General features: G+C 38.1%; 17 protein-coding genes. 14 read left to right on the forward strand and 3 right to left on the reverse strand.

Annotated features, from left to right (window positions below):
- Both paaD and EFY79_RS11385 read left to right on the forward strand, forming a co-directional pair.
- Entirely contained in the window at nt 1–516 is a 516-nt protein-coding gene (gene paaD / locus EFY79_RS11380) for a 1,2-phenylacetyl-CoA epoxidase subunit PaaD (protein ID WP_123120824.1), read from the forward strand.
- Nucleotides 517–558: 42 nt separating this feature from the next.
- Nucleotides 559–1335 carry an enoyl-CoA hydratase-related protein gene (locus EFY79_RS11385; RefSeq protein WP_123120825.1) on the forward strand — a complete coding sequence of 259 codons (777 nt, stop codon included), beginning with the start codon at nt 559–561 and terminating at the stop codon, nt 1333–1335.
- Nucleotides 1336–1404: 69 nt separating this feature from the next.
- On the opposite strand, the gene EFY79_RS11390 is transcribed toward EFY79_RS11385, so the two are convergent.
- Entirely contained in the window at nt 1405–1950 is a 546-nt protein-coding gene (locus EFY79_RS11390; RefSeq protein ID WP_123120826.1) for a DUF1697 domain-containing protein, read from the reverse strand.
- 248 nt (nt 1951–2198) lie between these two features.
- Between EFY79_RS11390 and EFY79_RS11400 the strand changes: the two genes are divergently transcribed.
- The 6 genes from EFY79_RS11400 to EFY79_RS11425 all read left to right on the forward strand — a co-directional run bounded on the left by EFY79_RS11400 (nt 2199) and on the right by EFY79_RS11425 (nt 9004).
- Nucleotides 2199–2537 (forward strand): PadR family transcriptional regulator, encoded by a 339-nt coding sequence (locus EFY79_RS11400; RefSeq protein ID WP_123120828.1) that lies wholly within the window; start codon nt 2199–2201, stop codon nt 2535–2537.
- Nucleotides 2538–2567: 30 nt separating this feature from the next.
- The gene (locus tag EFY79_RS11405) at nt 2568–4814 is read left to right on the forward strand and encodes a PspC domain-containing protein (protein WP_123120829.1); all 2247 of its coding nucleotides are present in this window, start codon (nt 2568–2570) and stop codon (nt 4812–4814) included.
- A 467-nt stretch (nt 4815–5281) separates the two neighbouring features.
- Nucleotides 5282–6106 (forward strand): lytic transglycosylase domain-containing protein, encoded by an 825-nt coding sequence (locus tag EFY79_RS11410; RefSeq protein WP_123120830.1) that lies wholly within the window; start codon nt 5282–5284, stop codon nt 6104–6106.
- A gap of 35 nt (nt 6107–6141) precedes the next feature.
- A complete protein-coding gene (locus EFY79_RS11415; protein WP_123120831.1) occupies nt 6142–7173 on the forward strand; it encodes a radical SAM/SPASM domain-containing protein in 1032 nt (343 codons plus the stop codon).
- 113 nt (nt 7174–7286) lie between these two features.
- Nucleotides 7287–8363 carry an AI-2E family transporter gene (locus tag EFY79_RS11420; protein WP_123120832.1) on the forward strand — a complete coding sequence of 359 codons (1077 nt, stop codon included), beginning with the start codon at nt 7287–7289 and terminating at the stop codon, nt 8361–8363.
- Nucleotides 8364–8377: 14 nt separating this feature from the next.
- Nucleotides 8378–9004, forward strand: a complete 627-nt coding sequence (locus EFY79_RS11425) for a DNA-3-methyladenine glycosylase family protein (protein ID WP_123120833.1) — start codon at nt 8378–8380, stop codon at nt 9002–9004.
- 56 nt (nt 9005–9060) lie between these two features.
- Here the strand turns inward: EFY79_RS11425 and EFY79_RS11430 are convergent, their stop codons facing one another.
- Nucleotides 9061–9813 (reverse strand): NYN domain-containing protein, encoded by a 753-nt coding sequence (locus EFY79_RS11430; RefSeq protein WP_123120834.1) that lies wholly within the window; start codon nt 9811–9813, stop codon nt 9061–9063.
- Nucleotides 9814–9930: 117 nt separating this feature from the next.
- On the opposite strand from EFY79_RS11430, the gene EFY79_RS11435 reads away from it, so the two are divergent.
- The 6 genes from EFY79_RS11435 (at nt 9931) to corA (ending at nt 14393) form a co-directional block, all read left to right on the forward strand.
- Nucleotides 9931–10137, forward strand: a complete 207-nt coding sequence (locus tag EFY79_RS11435) for a hypothetical protein (protein ID WP_123120835.1) — start codon at nt 9931–9933, stop codon at nt 10135–10137.
- Between the two features lie 133 nt (nt 10138–10270).
- Nucleotides 10271–11386, forward strand: coding sequence for a DNA polymerase III subunit beta (gene dnaN / locus EFY79_RS11440; protein ID WP_123120836.1), 1116 nt, complete (start codon nt 10271–10273; stop codon nt 11384–11386).
- A gap of 132 nt (nt 11387–11518) precedes the next feature.
- Nucleotides 11519–11965, forward strand: a complete 447-nt coding sequence (locus tag EFY79_RS11445) for a putative signal transducing protein (protein ID WP_123120837.1) — start codon at nt 11519–11521, stop codon at nt 11963–11965.
- Nucleotides 11965–12699 carry a 3-deoxy-manno-octulosonate cytidylyltransferase gene (gene kdsB, locus EFY79_RS11450; RefSeq protein ID WP_123120838.1) on the forward strand — a complete coding sequence of 245 codons (735 nt, stop codon included), beginning with the start codon at nt 11965–11967 and terminating at the stop codon, nt 12697–12699. Before EFY79_RS11445 ends, kdsB begins: the two co-directional genes overlap by 1 nt.
- A 53-nt stretch (nt 12700–12752) precedes the next feature.
- Nucleotides 12753–13277, forward strand: a complete 525-nt coding sequence (locus EFY79_RS11455) for a YybH family protein (RefSeq protein ID WP_123120839.1) — start codon at nt 12753–12755, stop codon at nt 13275–13277.
- Between the two features lie 27 nt (nt 13278–13304).
- Complete coding sequence (gene corA / locus EFY79_RS11460) at nt 13305–14393, forward strand: magnesium/cobalt transporter CorA (RefSeq protein ID WP_123120840.1); 1089 nt, start codon at nt 13305–13307, stop codon at nt 14391–14393.
- 3 nt (nt 14394–14396) lie between these two features.
- Here corA and EFY79_RS11465 read toward each other — a convergent pair whose 3' ends face one another.
- Nucleotides 14397–16637: a patatin-like phospholipase family protein gene (locus EFY79_RS11465; protein ID WP_123120841.1), complete on the reverse strand. Its 2241-nt coding sequence runs from the start codon at nt 16635–16637 to the stop codon at nt 14397–14399.
- Between the last annotated feature and the right edge of the window lie 17 nt (nt 16638–16654).

Consider the following 16654-nt stretch of genomic DNA (forward strand, 5'->3'; position numbering starts at 1 on the left):
ATGAACGAACAAAAAATAAATAGTAACCCTCCTGCCTTTTCTGAAACATGCGAGGCCTGGAATATTTTGAGTTCCGTGAATGACCCGGAAATTCCTGTGATATCCATTGTTGACCTGGGAATTGTGCGGGATGTGAAATTTCATGAAGAAATGGTGGAAGTGATTATCACACCCACATATAGCGGTTGCCCTGCGATGGATTTTATTGGTGCAAACATTAAACAGGCGCTTACAGAAAATGGTTTTAAAAATATAAAAATTACGCACCGGCTTTCTCCGGCATGGACAACCGATTGGATGACTGACGAAGGAAAACAAAAATTAAAAGCTTTCGGTATAGCTCCGCCGGTCGGCAAATCTTTTGATAAAGATTATTTGGAAACTCAGGAAGTGGAATGCCCTCATTGTCATTCTTTAAACACACAATTGATTAGCCAGTTTGGGTCAACGTCCTGTAAAGCCCTTTATCAATGCAACAATTGTTGTGAGCCTTTTGATTATTTTAAATGTCATTAAATACCTTTCTGAAAAATTATTTCTCAACTCCAAATTCCCTTTATGCCTTCCATCCTTTTTGAAATAAAAAATTCTATCGCGTTCATCACCTTAAACCGGCCAGAGAAATACAATGCCTTCAATCGTGAAATGGCTTTATTGCTACAGGATAGACTGGATGAATGTGAAACAAATATTTCTGTTCGCTGTGTTTGCATTTCGGGAGCAGGGAAAGCGTTCAGTTCCGGCCAGGATCTGGCAGAAGTATTGGACAAAAATGCTCCTCCATTAGATAAAGCTGTTTCTGAACATTATAATCCGATTATAAAAAAAATAAGAAATTTAAGCAAACCAGTAATGGCTGTTGTCAATGGAATCGCTGCCGGCGCCGGCGCCAATATTGCTTTATGTTGTGATGTGGTTATTGCTACCGAAAGCGCTTCGTTCATACAGGCTTTTAGCAAAATTGGACTGATCCCCGATTGCGGAGGCACTTTCTTTTTGCCACGGCTGATCGGGTTTCAAAAAGCGTCAGCCTTGATGATGCTCGGCGATAAAATTTCTGCAGCAGAAGCAGAAAAAATGGGGATGATTTATAAATGTTTTCCAGATAATGGAATTGTTGCTGAAGCAGAAAAAATTGCGAATCAATTATCAAAATCCGCCACGCGTGCTTTGGCTTTTACCAAAGAAGCATTGAACAAAAGTTTTTACCAGGATTTAGAACAACAATTACAAACTGAAGATTTATTGCAGCAGAAATCCGCTTCTACCAACGATTTTAAAGAAGGTATTGCCGCATTTATCGAAAAGAGAAACCCTGATTTTAAAGGAGACTAAAAGACGAGGTTAAGAAAGTTTAGATGGTTTAGATGGGGGGCAAAATAAAAATCCGCTTTATTTATTAATTTACTGCTGCGCCATTTCACACAGCTTATTCACGGTGTTCCAGTTTCGTGTAGTAGCGCTGACTTTTAACTTATTTTCAAAAAATTTATTGGATAATTTAGTCTCGCCATAGCTACCAGGAATGTGCAGATAAATTTCCTTGCCTTTAATTATAAATCGATCCGGAGAAAAATCTACTTCTTTTATTTGCTCTATTTTTCCCCCGTCAGGTGTTTCTGAAAGAAAAGTAACATGCAGTTTTTTGACATCAATATTCTTTTCTTTTGTGAAAGAATTTTGTGACAGAATCTTTTCCAACTCTTCTTTGGTTCTGATAATCACCGGAACTTCAAATTTGTATTTTGTAGAAATAGCTTTTTCAATTTTCCTGGCCAGTTGTATGTCCGAAATTTTTGAATCGCTTTTAAAAACCAGATTCCCACTTTGTATATAGGTTTTTACCTCACTAAATTTTAAACTTTCATATAATTTTTTTAAGTCGGCCATCAGGATTTTTTTTTGACCGCTCACATTAATGCCGCGCAGTATAGAAATAAAAGTTTGCATTTTCAAATATCTGTTATTTTCTTTTCCGCAAAATCAATTTACCATTTATATCTTTTTTTTTCCATTCATAAAAATCCATCTTTCTGTAAAATCTAATGAAACCCTTTGCCATAAAGGATTTGAAAGGAATTTTACTTGCTTGAATGCGTGAGCTACCTGAAAAAAGCAGGTAGCATGTATTGCATAGTATTGTGAAACACCATATATTTGTATTGAAATTAAAAGTTTCCTGATTTAAATCCAGAAAAATGAATATTGACAACACAGCAAGCCAGATGCGAAAAGGGGTTTTGGAATTTTGCATTTTGTCGATAATAAAGCTAGGCGAAGCTTACCCGAGCGATATTATTGACATCATGAAATCTGCCAACCTTAATATCCTGGAAGGAACATTATATCCGTTACTCACCAGGTTGAAAAACGCTGAATTTTTAACTTACCGCTGGGTAGAGAGCAACAGTGGCCCCCCAAGAAAATATTTTTCATTAACAGAAAAAGGGGCAAAATTCTACGAAGAACTGGAAGCTACATGGCTCGAACTTGCAGGAGCGGTTGAAACTATCACAAGCAAAAACAAAGAGCAATAAACAACTTAACAACCAATAAACAGAATTAAAATGAAAAAGGTAATCAATATAAATTTCCAGGGATTGATAGTGCCGATAGAAGAAAGTTCTTATGAATTACTGCAACAATATATAGAGAGCCTGCGCCGCTATTTTGCCCAGGAAGAAGGAAGGGATGAAATCATCAACGACATAGAAAGCCGTATAAGCGAGCTTTTCCAGGAGCGCTTAAAGGGGGGTAGCACCTGCATTACGGATGAGGATGTGAATGCCATCATCCGGAATATGGGCCGTCCTGAGGATTTTGAAGAAGCCGAAAAGGGCGATTCGAAAGAAGATTTTGCAGGTGAACCTGAAAGCGCAAAAACACACAGATCCTACCAGGGCGACTGGAGCTGGAAGGGAAAGCGCCTTTACAGGGATGAAAATAATAAAATACTGGGCGGCGTCTGCAGCGGTATTGCTGCTTATTTCGGAATTGACCCCGTAATAGTGAGAATCGTATTTATCGTTTCCGGCATTGGATTTCTCGCGTATATCCTTTTATGGATGTTTGTCCCCGGAAGCAGCCAGGTTGAAAATGGCGTGCGCAAAAGATTGTATAGAAATCCTGATGGAAAGATTTTAGGAGGGGTATGCAATGGAATCGGAAGCTATTTTGATGTGAATCCCTGGTTGCCGAGATTTATCTTTTTGATACCTTTCATTACTTTCTTCTTCAGATGGGGGCATTTTGGGCCGTTTACCTTTCCGCATTTTTTAAGCTTTTCTTTTAGCCCCGGTAGTTTTATCGTATACATTATTTTGTGGCTGGTAATTCCTGAAGCTACTACTACCACAGAAAAGCTGGAAATGAAGGGCGAAAAAATTGACCTCAATTCAATTAAGAATTCCGTGCTGAAAGAAATGCAGGAAGTAGGCGAAAGAGTAGGAAAAATGGGAAAAGAGATGGGTGAAAAAATTGGCAAAATGGGTATGGAAGCCGGGCAGACAGCAGGTGAAAAAGGTGCATCTGTGGGCCGCGACATTCATCATGCTGCCACCAAAACCTCAGGTGCCTTAGGCAACATAATAATCACGCTTCTTAAAATTTTTATGTATTTCATTTTAGGATGTGTAGCCCTGGTGGTCATCTTCGCATTATTTGGCATCGCCACTGTAGCTATCGGATTATTTCCACTAAAAAACTTTGTACTCACTGATGGCTGGCAAAATCTGTTTGCATGGGGGACCCTTATATTTTTTATCGCAGTTCCCGTAATAGGTATTATTACATTCATAATAAGAAGATTTGCCCGTATCAGAAAATCAAACCGTCTAATGCGCTGGTCGTTTTTGAGCTTGTGGTTTTTGGGAATTGTTTGTTTTGTCGGCCTGATTGTATCAGTAGGACGCGATTTCAGAAACATTAGTTCCTTAAATGAGGAAGTAGTAAGCCTCCAAAATCCAACGGTACAAAGCCTGGAAGTTAAGCCTCTCCAGAATATAAATTACCGACGCATAGGTTGGTTTAATTTTGAGCCATTTGGCACGTATGGCTCAACTGATACTGCCTTTATAGGAAATGTAAAAGTCAGGATTACAAAGTCACCAACAGATAGCTTTAGGGTGAGCATTCTAAAAATGTCTAACGGAAGAACAAGACGGGCGGCAGATACCATGCTTTCAAAAATTAATTATAACATAAGCCAGGTAGATTCGGTTCTAATGATGGACAGGGCAATTACTATCAATACAACAGATAAATTCCGCAATCAATTTGTGGAAGTAACTATTGCTGTTCCGGTTGGGCACTATATTAAAATTGATAAAAGCTTTTCGAACGGAAACCGTGTCAGGTTTAGCGGATTCTGGGATGGCCGGGATTGGTATTTTTACAACAATGATAACGAGAATGACTACGATTTTGAATATGGAGAAAAATATATCATGAAAGAAGACGGTCTCTACAATTTGGAGGGCAGGCGTTCAAACTTAAACGATGGCAATTGGAACGATAATTCGTCCGATAATTCATCTTCTCCAAATACCAACAATTCACAAGATGGATACCGTTACCATCACAATATTGACTCATTAAAATCTGTACAGGATGAACAGCTTAAAACCATGGAACAGAAAATGGATTCTGTAAAGTCAGCAAATAAAAAAGAATTGGAAAGGGTAAAAGATTCTCTTCAAAAGGAAAAAGACGAGATCAATCAAAAATTAGAAAAATTAAACAAGCGCACAGCTTCTTATCAGAACAACTTCAGCCCGGATAATGAAACCTTTTTCACCTTCACGATGCATATCTAAGCTTTTTGGGTGTTTAGTTGGGGCCCTTATGCAAATGCATGGGGCCTTTTTATTGAACGCAATACAGACATCCTTTGTGCTTATTTTAGCCGGTTTGATGTATAGAGTCTAATTCAAAAAAGCGGTCTTTTCAAAGAGGGGCAAACAAATTTGTTAGAAAAATGACGGGCAAATTTGTTAAACTTATCAAAACACTTTTTTCTTTAAAGCACTGGTTAATACTTGTTTAAATTTATTGCTAACCCAAGATGGCAGACATATTAAGGGAATGCTTAATTTCCGGCTTGCATTTTAGGAGGGTGTAAGCTAAATTTGCATGGTTTTTGCACAATTCAGTAATCAGCAATAAATTCAACACATAAATTCAACATATAAATTCATCTTATTTTAAGAAAAACAACTGGTTTCCATTTATTCGAAGGCGTTTTTGTTACGTGAAATAATTATTTGACTAGAAAAAATTCTTTATGAAAAATATTCGATCAAAGAGCTTATTAACGTTGATTATAATTTTTTTTATAATTGGCTTTACCACTTCTGCTAAAAATATCATTGAATTCAAAGGCGATATTAATTATTCAGATTCTACTGAGGACTCTTCCGGAGTAATTACCACAATGGTTAAAAATCCCGCAAGGGTTGTTTATCCGTCGGTGCTGCGCGAGCACAGGGAAGAAAGTGCAGCTTATATAAAAAAATACGCTCACAAACAAAGAGATTTTATCATTTACATGTTCAGCCGGGGAAAAAATTATTTCCCAAAGGCCGCAAAGATTTTTGCCGAATTTGCTCTTCCTACAGAATTGCAGATGCTTCCGGCATTAGAATCTAACTTCCACGCAGATGCAGTATCCAGCGCCGGAGCGGTCGGGTATTGGCAATTTATGTCTGAGTTAGCTCATGATTATGGCCTGAAGACCGGAAAAGTAGATGAAAGAAAAAATTTCGATAAATCAACCGTCGCTGCTGCTAAGTTTTTTCGTGATCAGTTAGATTATTTCGATAATGACCTGCTATTAGCGGTAGCAGCTTTTAATTGTGGCACTGGTGGCGTAAGATCAGCTATTAAAAAAGCAAATGTTTCTGATCCCGATTTCTGGGATGTAAAACAATATCTTCCCAAAGAAACACGGCTTTTTGTGATGAAATTTATAGCCCTAAACGTAATCTCTGCTAATTATCATAAATTTCTCCATCGCAAACTTAATTTCGATGAGCCAGGTTTGATGCAACTCGCTTATAAGGATTCTTCACTTGCTGACATCAATACAACTTCACAAAACCCATTGTAAAACAGCGATTCGATTTTAGCGGTTATCTTTGAGGTATGCCAAAGGTGAATTACAATGATGCTGTAAATTTTTTTTCAAAGCTTACGGCCCGAAGATTATGGAATGCGACCAAAGTTTACTCCAGTTATTATATCACATTATTTTTTAAAAAACCGGTGCAATGGGGCCTGCCGGTTTCTATTTCTTTTGAGCCGACCACTTCGTGTAATCTAAGATGCCCTGAATGCCCCAGTGGATTGCGGCAATTTACACGTGCGCGCGGCATGCTGAAAAAAGATTTTTTTACCAAAACGATAGATGAAGTTTATAAGGATATTATTTATCTCATTTTTTATTTCCAGGGCGAACCATACTTAAACAGGAATTTCCTGGAAATGGTTTCTTATGCTTCTGCTAAAGGGTTATACACTGCGACGTCGACCAACGGTCATTTTCTAACCGATGAAATGGCAAAAAAAACGGTAGAAAGCGGGCTTGACAGGCTTATTATTTCATTGGATGGCACTACGCAGGAAGTTTATGAACAATATCGCCGCGAAGGAAATATTGAGAAGGTGATCGAAGGAGCAAGAAATATTGTAAAATGGAAAAAGCAATTAAAGAGCAAAACTCCTTTTGTGTTTTTTCAGTTCCTTGTAGTAAAACCAAACGAACACCAGATTGAAGATGTAAAGAAACTGGCTAAAGATGTTGGAGTGGATGAGGTTCGGTTTAAAACAGCACAGGTATATGACTACGAAAATGATCCCAATCAATTGATTCCCGAGAATCAAAAATTCAGCCGGTATAAGAAAGATAAAAAGGGACATCATATTGCAAAAAACAAGCTCCAAAATCATTGTTCCAGGCTATGGGAAGCCAATGTAATTACCTGGGACGGAAAAGTAGTACCGTGCTGTTTTGATAAAGATGCCTCTCACCAGTTGGGCGACTTAAAAAAAGAATCTTTTAAAGAAGTATGGCAAAATAATAATTATAAAAAATTCCGGAAGGATATCACTACGAGCCGTAAAAACATTGACATCTGCGCTAATTGTAGCGAAGGTTTGTCGGTTTGGAAAAAATAAATTTTTAATCTGCCGGGCCCCGCTAACAATGATACAATTTGCCTTATGAAAGCTTTTTAATCTTCCCTAAAAGACTTTCCCACCGACACTTTTTTATTAGTATTTTTATATTAATGGATAAGTTTAACAACCGCCTGCGCCAGATACTGATTTTAGCAGTTATCATATTGATAGCTGTTCTTATCATCAGGTATTTTTATATTTTTATTCCTGGTGTGCTAGGCTCTATCACCTTATACATCCTCAGTAAAAAATCCTATTTTTTTTTAATCGAAAAGAAAAAGTGGCGACGCCAGTTGACAGCCTTGCTCTACATTTTCGCTTACCTCATACTGATCTGTTTGCCTGTGTATTTTGCTGTCGTTATCCTGGTTCCTAAGGTAGTAGCGCTTTTTAATAACCCGGTGCAGCTGATGGTAGCAGCGAAAACATTTGCCGCAAAAATTCAAAATGCAACAGGTATCGAATTGATTAATGGCGACAACCTGCAAACCGTAATGAAAAACCTTGCCTCCAGGGTTCCTATGCTTTTAACCGGAACAGCCAATTTTGTAACGAATTTGCTTTTAATGTTTTTTGTATTGTACTATATGTTGATTCATGGGCGGGCGACGGATAAATATCTGGAGGAAATGATGCCTTTAAAAAATAAAAACCGTGAAATATTAAGCACTGAAACCGATATAATTATTAGGGCTAACGCTATTGGAATTCCTCTGCTGGCAGTAATACAGGGGTTTGTTGCCGCTTTGGGTTATTTCATTTTTGGAATTAAGGATGTAGCGGTTTGGGGATTTCTTACAGGGGTTGCTTCCCTGATTCCCATAGTAGGCACAGGCATTATTTGGGTTCCTCTTACCATTTATTTATTTGCCAGCAGCCACACATGGCAAGGCTTTGGCCTCGGTATTTATTCTCTTGCCATACTTACTAATGTAGATTACGTGGCACGCATCACCTTACTGCGAAAAATCGGAAACGTACATCCCTTAATCACGATATTTGGAATTATTGTAGGCGTTGGAATGTTTGGGTTTCTCGGGCTTGTATTTGGGCCGTTGCTTATAAGTTACTTTATCGTGCTCGTAAAAATTTATCGCAACGAATTTAACTCCGTACCAATATCTCCACTGCATGAAGAAGAAAATCCTGTGGGGATAAAAAGCAAAGGCCCCGAAGCAAAAAAATAGTAAAAAGAATTTTAATGATTAAAAATAGTATCGGTGATCATATTGGTCATCTTTCAAAGGATAAAAAATTGAAAGTATTAATTGAATCGCAACCGCCTTTTATTTTACAAAAAAGGAAAAAGGTGTATCTGCGTTTATGCTCTTCTATATTAAGCCAGCAGCTAAGCACCACGGTGGCTAAAGTATTGTATAACAGGTTTCTTGAATTGTTTGATGGCAAAGAACCAACAGCCCAACAAATTATCGATACCCCGGCGGAAACATTTAGAGGCATTGGCTTTTCAAATGCCAAGGCCTCTTATGTTCACAATGTCTGCCGGTTTTTTATTGAAAACAAGATCACAGATGCCCAATTGTACAAAATGAATAACGAAGACGTGATTGCATTGCTTACGCAAATTAAAGGAGTAGGAAAATGGACCGTTGAAATGATACTGATGTTCACACTCGGGCGCGAAGATGTTTTCGCAATGGATGATCTCGGCCTTAAACAAGGCGTTATCAAGCTGTATGGCATCAAAGAAACCGAGAAAAAGTTGCTGATGCAAAAAATTGAAAAAATTTCTTTGAAATGGAGCCCGTACCGGACTTATGCGAGCCGTTATTTGTGGAATTGGAAAGACAACCCACCCGATCTCTGAATTTTGATGCTCCCCGGCAACTTTGGTAATAGTAAACGAACTTTTAATGCTCTTTTTTATCTTGCTTTCCGGTGATCTTCTTTTTTGATGAGCGGATTATTCAAACCATTTACTACGTTATCCACCACTACGAATCCAGGAAGTTTGGAAAAAAACTGGGTGAGTGTTTTGCAGCCAAAAGTTCGCACATCAAAACTCGGATCTAATTTTCTGAGATTAATTCCTAAGGTGGAGATATAAGCTTCATTGCTTTCATTAATGCTCATATCATACGCCTTACTTATAAGCTTTTTATTTACGTTAGAAGTTGATTTTGGTTTTTGAGATTTTGCTTTTTCTTTTTTTTCTGCTGTTTCTGCCGGCTCATTTTTGGGCTCAAGATTTTCAACATACGTGAAAATTTCACATGATTTCACAAAGGCAGAAGGTGTTTTTTCTTCGCCGATGCCCATCACAAAAATACCGGCCTCCCTGATTCTCTTGGCCAATCCTGTATAATCACTGTCGCTTGAAACGATACAAAATCCGTCCACCAAATCTGCATGCAAAATATCCATAGCGTCTATAATTAAAGCGCTGTCTGTCGAATTTTTGCCCGTGGTGTATGAAAATTTTTGAATCGGGTTAAACGCCATTTCGTTCAACTGGCTTTTCCAGTGATTCATGTGTTGCGTAGTCCAATCGCCGTAAACCCTCCGGATGGTAACTTTTCCGTATTTTGAAGCTTCTTCAAGGACCAGGTCCATCATTTTTGATTGTGCATTATCGCCATCCACCAGCAAAGCGATTTTGTTCGTTTTTACTTCCATAAGGTTTTTGTTATTACAAAAATAGGTTTAAAGATTCATAAAGGAATTTGTACGCCGTTTTTCTAATTTCCACATTTAAAGACTGTAATTTTATTTTTTATAAATGAAAATTGAAAAATGAAAAAAAAGAATTGGTATCTGATTGCTGTTTTGACTGGATTATTGCTCATAATTATACAAATCATTTATTTGGCCACGCCCGGTTCAAAAGCAGGCCAAACCAATATCTGGGTTCAGCTTGTAATGATGGCATTATATATTGCTCTAACCATCAGCAATTTTTTTAGCTACAGAAAAGAATTGCGCAAAGAAAAAATTAAATAAGATTCAGGGCAAATTTTTCAGCGCAAGCATGACAAAAAATTTATCGGTTTTATGTTTCATAATTCATTTACATAGCGATTTTTATTTCTTATCATTAATGTGAATCTTTTATCTTTGGCACTAAACATTTTTTATGAAGTTCATTGTTTCCTCTTCTCAATTATTAAAGCATGTTCAGCAAATAAATGGCGTTATCAGCGCAAATACTGTTTTGCCTATACTGGAAGACTTTCTTTTTGAAATAGAAAACAATAAACTTACCATTGTGGGCACGGACCTGGAAACTGTTATGAAAATTCAGATGGAGGTGGAAGCCAAAGAAGGCGGCCGTGTCTGCATTCCTGCAAAAATTCTGCATGATTCTTTAAAAAATATAGCTGAACAGCCTCTTACTTTTAATATTGATAAGAACAACGGAATTGAAATCACGAGTGATAATGGGAAATATAAAGTGATGGGCGAAAACGCCGATAATTTCCCGAAAGAGCCTTTGCCGGAAACCGCCGAATCAATCTCAATGCCTTCATCAGCCTTGGTTACAGCCATTAATAAATGCATTTTTGCTACCAGCACCGATGAACTGCGCCCGGCAATGACCGGAATATTTTTTGAGCTGACCTCAAACAGAATCACCACCGTTGCTACTGATGCGCATCGCCTCGTAAGGTTTTCCCGCACCGATGTTTCTTCTCCGGAAAAGGTATCCTTCGTTGTGCCGAAGAAACCACTGAATCTTTTAAAAAATGTACTGCCAAATACGGACGAGCAATTAACCATTTCCTATAATGAAAATCATCTGTTTGTAAAACAAGGTGAGATACAATTAGTGTGTCGTTTGATTGATGCAAGATTTCCGGATTATAAAGTCGTAATTCCTTCAGACAATCCATATAAGCTGACACTGAACAAAAATGATTTTCAAAATGCCTTGCGCAGAATCAATGTATTTAGTAACAAAAGCACAAACCAGGTGGCGCTTTCTATTACCGGCAGCGAATTACAGCTTTCCGCCCAGGATGTGGATTTTAGTTTTGAAGGAAATGAAAGAATGGCTTGTCAATATAACGGAGAAGATATGCAAATTGCTTTTAATGCAAAATTTTTGATAGAAATGCTAAGCGCTGCCGATACGCCAGAGATTGTAATTGAATTAAGCACCCCCACCAAAGCTGGAATTATCAAGCCAACAGAACAAGAAAAAAACGAAGAGCTGCTGATGTTGGTAATGCCGCTGATGTTGAATAATTAAAAAACTGATATCATTGAATAGATTAGCGGAGTTGTTTTTCAATTCCGTTTTTTATTTCAACATTCCTTTAATTTTTGATTTCACTTTATATCAGACAACTTCTGTATTTTTAATTCATTCAAATCCTGATTAATGAATTTCGTCATCATACGTACTTTTCAAAATTATTTTAATGCTCATATTATTCTAACCCGGCTCAGATCTGAAGGCATTGATTGTTTTTTGAGGGATGAATTTACTGTGACGGTGGATCCGGTTTTATCCAATGCAGTTGGCGGTATTAAATTGATTGTAAGTAATCAGCAGTTGGAAGAAGCGAAGGGTTTATTGAAAAATTTCGACGACGAGTATCGTCAATCGGCCGTTTGTCCCCATTGTGGCAACCGCACCATCGAACTGGTTCCGAAACAAACCGCCAGCAATTTAGCCACCGCCGTGTTAACGTGGCTTTTGGGAAGCTATGCTGTTTCCGCCAAAAATATTTATCAATGTTCAAGCTGCAAATATGAAAGTGAAACGCTGCCCGAAGTATTTGTTTCCGGCACGGAACCGGATGAAATAATGCCAAATCAAAACTGATGAAAAAAATTGCGTTTATACCTGCCCGTTATGCTGCCACCCGTTTTCATGGAAAGCTGATGCAAATACTTGGCGGCAAGTCTATCATCCGACATACTTACGAAAATACCGCGGCCACTCTACTGTTCGACGATGTAATTGTAGTCACAGACAGCAATATCATTTTTGATGAAATAGTTACCAACGGAGGACATGCGGTGATGAGCAAAAAAGAACACGAAAGCGGCAGCGACCGGATTGCAGAAGCTGTAGCTGATTTGGAAGTTGACCTTGTGGTAAACGTTCAGGGCGACGAGCCTTTTGTAAAAAAGTCCCTGTTGGAAAACCTCTTACAAGTCTTTGAGGGCGATGACAATAAAGAAACCGAAGTGGCGTCGCTTATGTATCCTATAGTAAACGAACAAATAATCAACAATCCTAATCACGTAAAAGTAGTGGTGGATCAAAACAATAGTGCCCTGTTATTTTCAAGAAGCGTAATTCCTTATCATCGAGACAAAAATATTGCTGCACGCTATTATAAACATATCGGCATCTATGCATTTAGAAAAGATGCCCTAATGAAATTTACCTGTATGAAACCAACACCACTTGAAAAAATCGAGAAGCTGGAGCAGCTTCGTTATTTAGAAAATGGAATTAAAATAAAAATGGTACTTACTGATGAAAGTCCGGTTTCTATCGATACTCCAGAAGATTTTGAAAACGCTAAAAAATTAATAGCGCTTTTTTAAAGTGGTTCATTTTACCTTTAGTACTCTTTTTGAAATCCTTAATTTTCTTTTAAATGATGGTTAAAATTATACGTGGTTTTCTGCTTCCTTTGATATCAATTTTAATCTTTTCATGCAGTCAGCAGGACAAAATGGAAATAGAAAAATCTGCATCCGCCTTTGATATTAAACAGGCTGAAGCTTCTATTTTGCAGTCTAATCAGCATTTCATTAAATCGTATAAAGCAAATGATTCGGCCGAAATGGCGCAATCATTCACTACCAATGCGCGTCTTATCCTGGCAAATCGGGAGCCCATTGAAGGAAGAAAAGATATCGGCCATTATTTTTCAGATCTCATCGCGTCAGGTTCCACCACCGTAAAATTAACTTCGGCTAATATCTGGGGCGACAGCTCAATACTTGTAGAAGAAGGATCCTATTTATTTTTAAACAGCAAAGGCAAACAAACCGACAAAGGTTCTTATATCGCCCTTTGGCAACAGGAATCCGGCAATTGGAAAATTTATCGCGATATCTGGGCAAGCAGCATTCCTAAGTCGGTAATAGAAATAGATTCTGTCCGTATCAAACACTAAGCCTTTTCTTGCTATAAAAAATTTGTTATGAAAACCGACGGTTATTTATCATTCATAAAACCTTTGGAGAGGCTAATCACCAAAAAGGTGCTGCAGGTAAATCCTACTATCGCTCCTTTAAGGCAGGAGCCGGAGAAAACAATAATATTCGTGTATGAGTATGAGCGGGGTGAGGTGGACTGCCGGCAATTGAATTCTATTGAAGAAACCTTTACCTATCTTAATAGTTCAAAAAATGTATGGATAAATCTCGACGGCCTTAAAAAGGCTGACATTGATCGCATCTGTGATCATTTTGGTATTCACCCGCTCATTGCTGAAGACATTTTAAGTTCGGGGCAACGGCCCAAAATGGATGAATTGAACCATCTTATCTATTGCCTGCTTAATATGCTTTACCTGAACCAAAATAATATTTCTGTAGAAAGTGAGCAGATTAGCATTGTTCTCGGAAAAAATTTTGTGATTAGCTTCCAGGAAGATGCAACAAGGGATGTCTTTGATCTTTTGCGACAAAAGATCAAGGTGAAGGGAAGCAAGGTAAGAGAAGCAAAATCAGACTACTTGTTTTATTCGCTTATTGATCTGATTGTTGATAAATATTTTGTGGTAATGGAAAAATTGGGCGAAAAAATAGAAGGCCTCGAAGAAGATATTATTCACAGGGCTGATACGCGCACACTCGCAAAGATTAATTACCTGAGAAAAGAATTGATTTTTTTAAAAAGAAATATTTCGCCTGTCAGGGAAATGATTAACGGAATCCTGCGGAGTGAAACGGACCTGATTGAAGAAAAAACGGAGCGCTATTTTAAAGATATTTATGACCATATTGTGCAGGCAAATGAACTGGCAGAGAACTATCGCGATATGATGATTAACCTGCAGGATTTGTATTTAAGCAACGTAAACCTGAAAATGAATGAGGTGATGAAAGTGATGGCCGTAGTTACCTGTCTTTTGGCGCCAGCTACCGTTATCGGTGGTATTTTTGGAATGAACTTCGTAAAAATTCCCTGGCTTCATAATCCTTATGGCTTTTTTATCGCTGTTGGATTAATGTTGATTATTCCAATTTGGATGATTTGGATTTTCAAAAAAAGAGGATGGTTTTGATATTTAATTCTCCGCCTTTGATGCGGGCCCTAAAATGTTTTCTACCTGTCGCAACGCTTTCATATTATTTTCCCTGAGCAATGAAGCGCTAACCTCCTTTTTTTCACTTGCCGTTAAGTGAAAATTCAATGGAGCCTCTCCCTCTAAAGTTTTCGGCACATACATAAAAGAAACGCGCTGAAGCTTATCGCCAAAAGATGATTTGAGGTACAAAAATTCATCGTCCTGGAAATAATCCTGGAGCGTAAACCAATTGGTTTGCATCATCGTAAAAGGATTGGTAATTATTTCCGAAATGCCACCGGTTTTATATCCCTTATCCCAGCTACCTTTTTTTCTTGACCTTACCTGGATTAATAATACACCGCGCGTATTTTCATTGATCCAATCTTTAAAAACATTTAAAAAACGATAAGAGGTTTCGGCGCCCGAATTGTCGCGCAGCCCGGCGTCCATCACATCAATGATAGGGCTGGAAGGAAGCCATACCGCGGGTAGTACATACGGATATGTGGCATTCATTCTCAGCGCGGTCAGCAGTCTCAAGTTCATTGGATCTTTGTGCTTAAAAAATGCAGCAAAATCAATTGCGTCCGGGCCGGTGACCAGCGAAGCGGAATCCCGCAAAGGCGATTGCATCATAAAGCTGATAGGCTGGGATGATATCATCATTTTTTTAAAATCCCTTGTAATTGTTGAATTCAATATCAGTAAAGGAATCTTTGCCTGCCTTTCATCTTTTGCATAAAAGCCGAGTGGCTTGTCTAAAACAAAATCCGTATTGTAATTCAGTTTTTCTTCAAATGCATATCCGCGATCTTTAACATAACGGTAGTGGCCATACGAAAATTTTTGCGAAGGGGAAATCAGGTCCCGCGTTATCAAAGACGAAAAAACCGGGTTGAGTAAGTCCTTTGAAATATTGTCAAGATATTTTTTGTTTAGAAGATCAATGCGGGCGCCATTCAATTGTAGCCTGTATAACTCCCTAAAGTAGGCGGCCGCAAGCATCCCTCCTGAAGCCCCGGTCATGAGCGTTGTTTTTTTCATTATCCCGCCTCCGGTTATGCTATCCAATTCCTGCAATACACTCATTGAAAATGCTGCGCTTCTAACGCCGCCGCCGCTGAAATTAAAGAGTACCATCAGCGGCTTTTCCTCATGCTGGTTTTGCTTCCAGTGATTGAGTATGTAAATCATGTTTGCTTTATCAGCTTCTATTTTTGCGGGCGTGCTTAGCGCTTGCAGGCTTTTTAATGAATATTCCGGCCTGTGTTTTTTTGAGTAATCAAGGCCATATGCTTTATTTCGCGGATCTATCACATCGTATTGGTAAAGAATGTTCAACACCGTAAAAAGAAAAATAACGAATAGCAAACTCCAGCTTCTTAAAAAATAAGAAAGCGCTCCCATCACAGATATCAGGATGGCGAAAAATAAAAGAATGCTTGCTGATGCAGGAATCTGGAAAAAACGATTGTCAAGAAAAAAGGCAATAAACACCATAAAAATAAACGCCAAAAAAACGGACAGCATTGCCGAAAAATGATGCCGTTTAAAAATTACGTCTAAAAAATTTTGGCTGTAATGATTTACAGGCCTTACTTTTTTTACTTTAAATCTAATGCTCAGGTAATTTTTTACAGGCAGCCCAAAATCATCTGACACCACTTTTTCTTCAGGCGTTTCGGGTATTTTGTTTTCATCCAAATCTGTTAAAACTGTGGGCAAAGTTCTTATAATGGTTCTGTCAGCTCCGAAGAAATACAGGAATGAAATTAAAAGCAGCAGGGAAAATCCGCCTGTAAATCCAAAAGCAATCAATAGAAATTGCTTCATTGGAATCAATTCTTTTACCTTGTCAAAATACAAAGCCTCCACGAAGTAAAGGATTAAAAATGAAGCAGGGATGATGGCGTTGTTCAGGCAGTACTTTAAAAAAGGCTTGGAGCTTGTAGCTAAAAACCGGAATCTTCCGCTGTGTAAAATGAATGTTGTAATGTTCCAGCTCATGATAAAAACGCCTGCAGCCACACCGGTGATAGCAGCGCCTGCCATATTTACCGTTCCCAAATATTCAGGAGCAAGAAATAACGTATTGGCTCCGAAAGAACCCATGAAATAACCGGAAATCGTGAGAAACAATATTAGCCATAGTATTAATAATACCTGTGATTTCCGGAAATGAAGCAGCAATAACTGAATCGGGAAAGAATAATAAAAATTGTGAAATATCTTTTTCATTTATTATTATTTCCAAT

This window comes from Hanamia caeni (genome assembly GCF_003721595.1).
In the GTDB taxonomy this organism is placed as follows: Bacteria; Bacteroidota; Bacteroidia; order Chitinophagales; family Chitinophagaceae; genus Ginsengibacter; species Ginsengibacter caeni.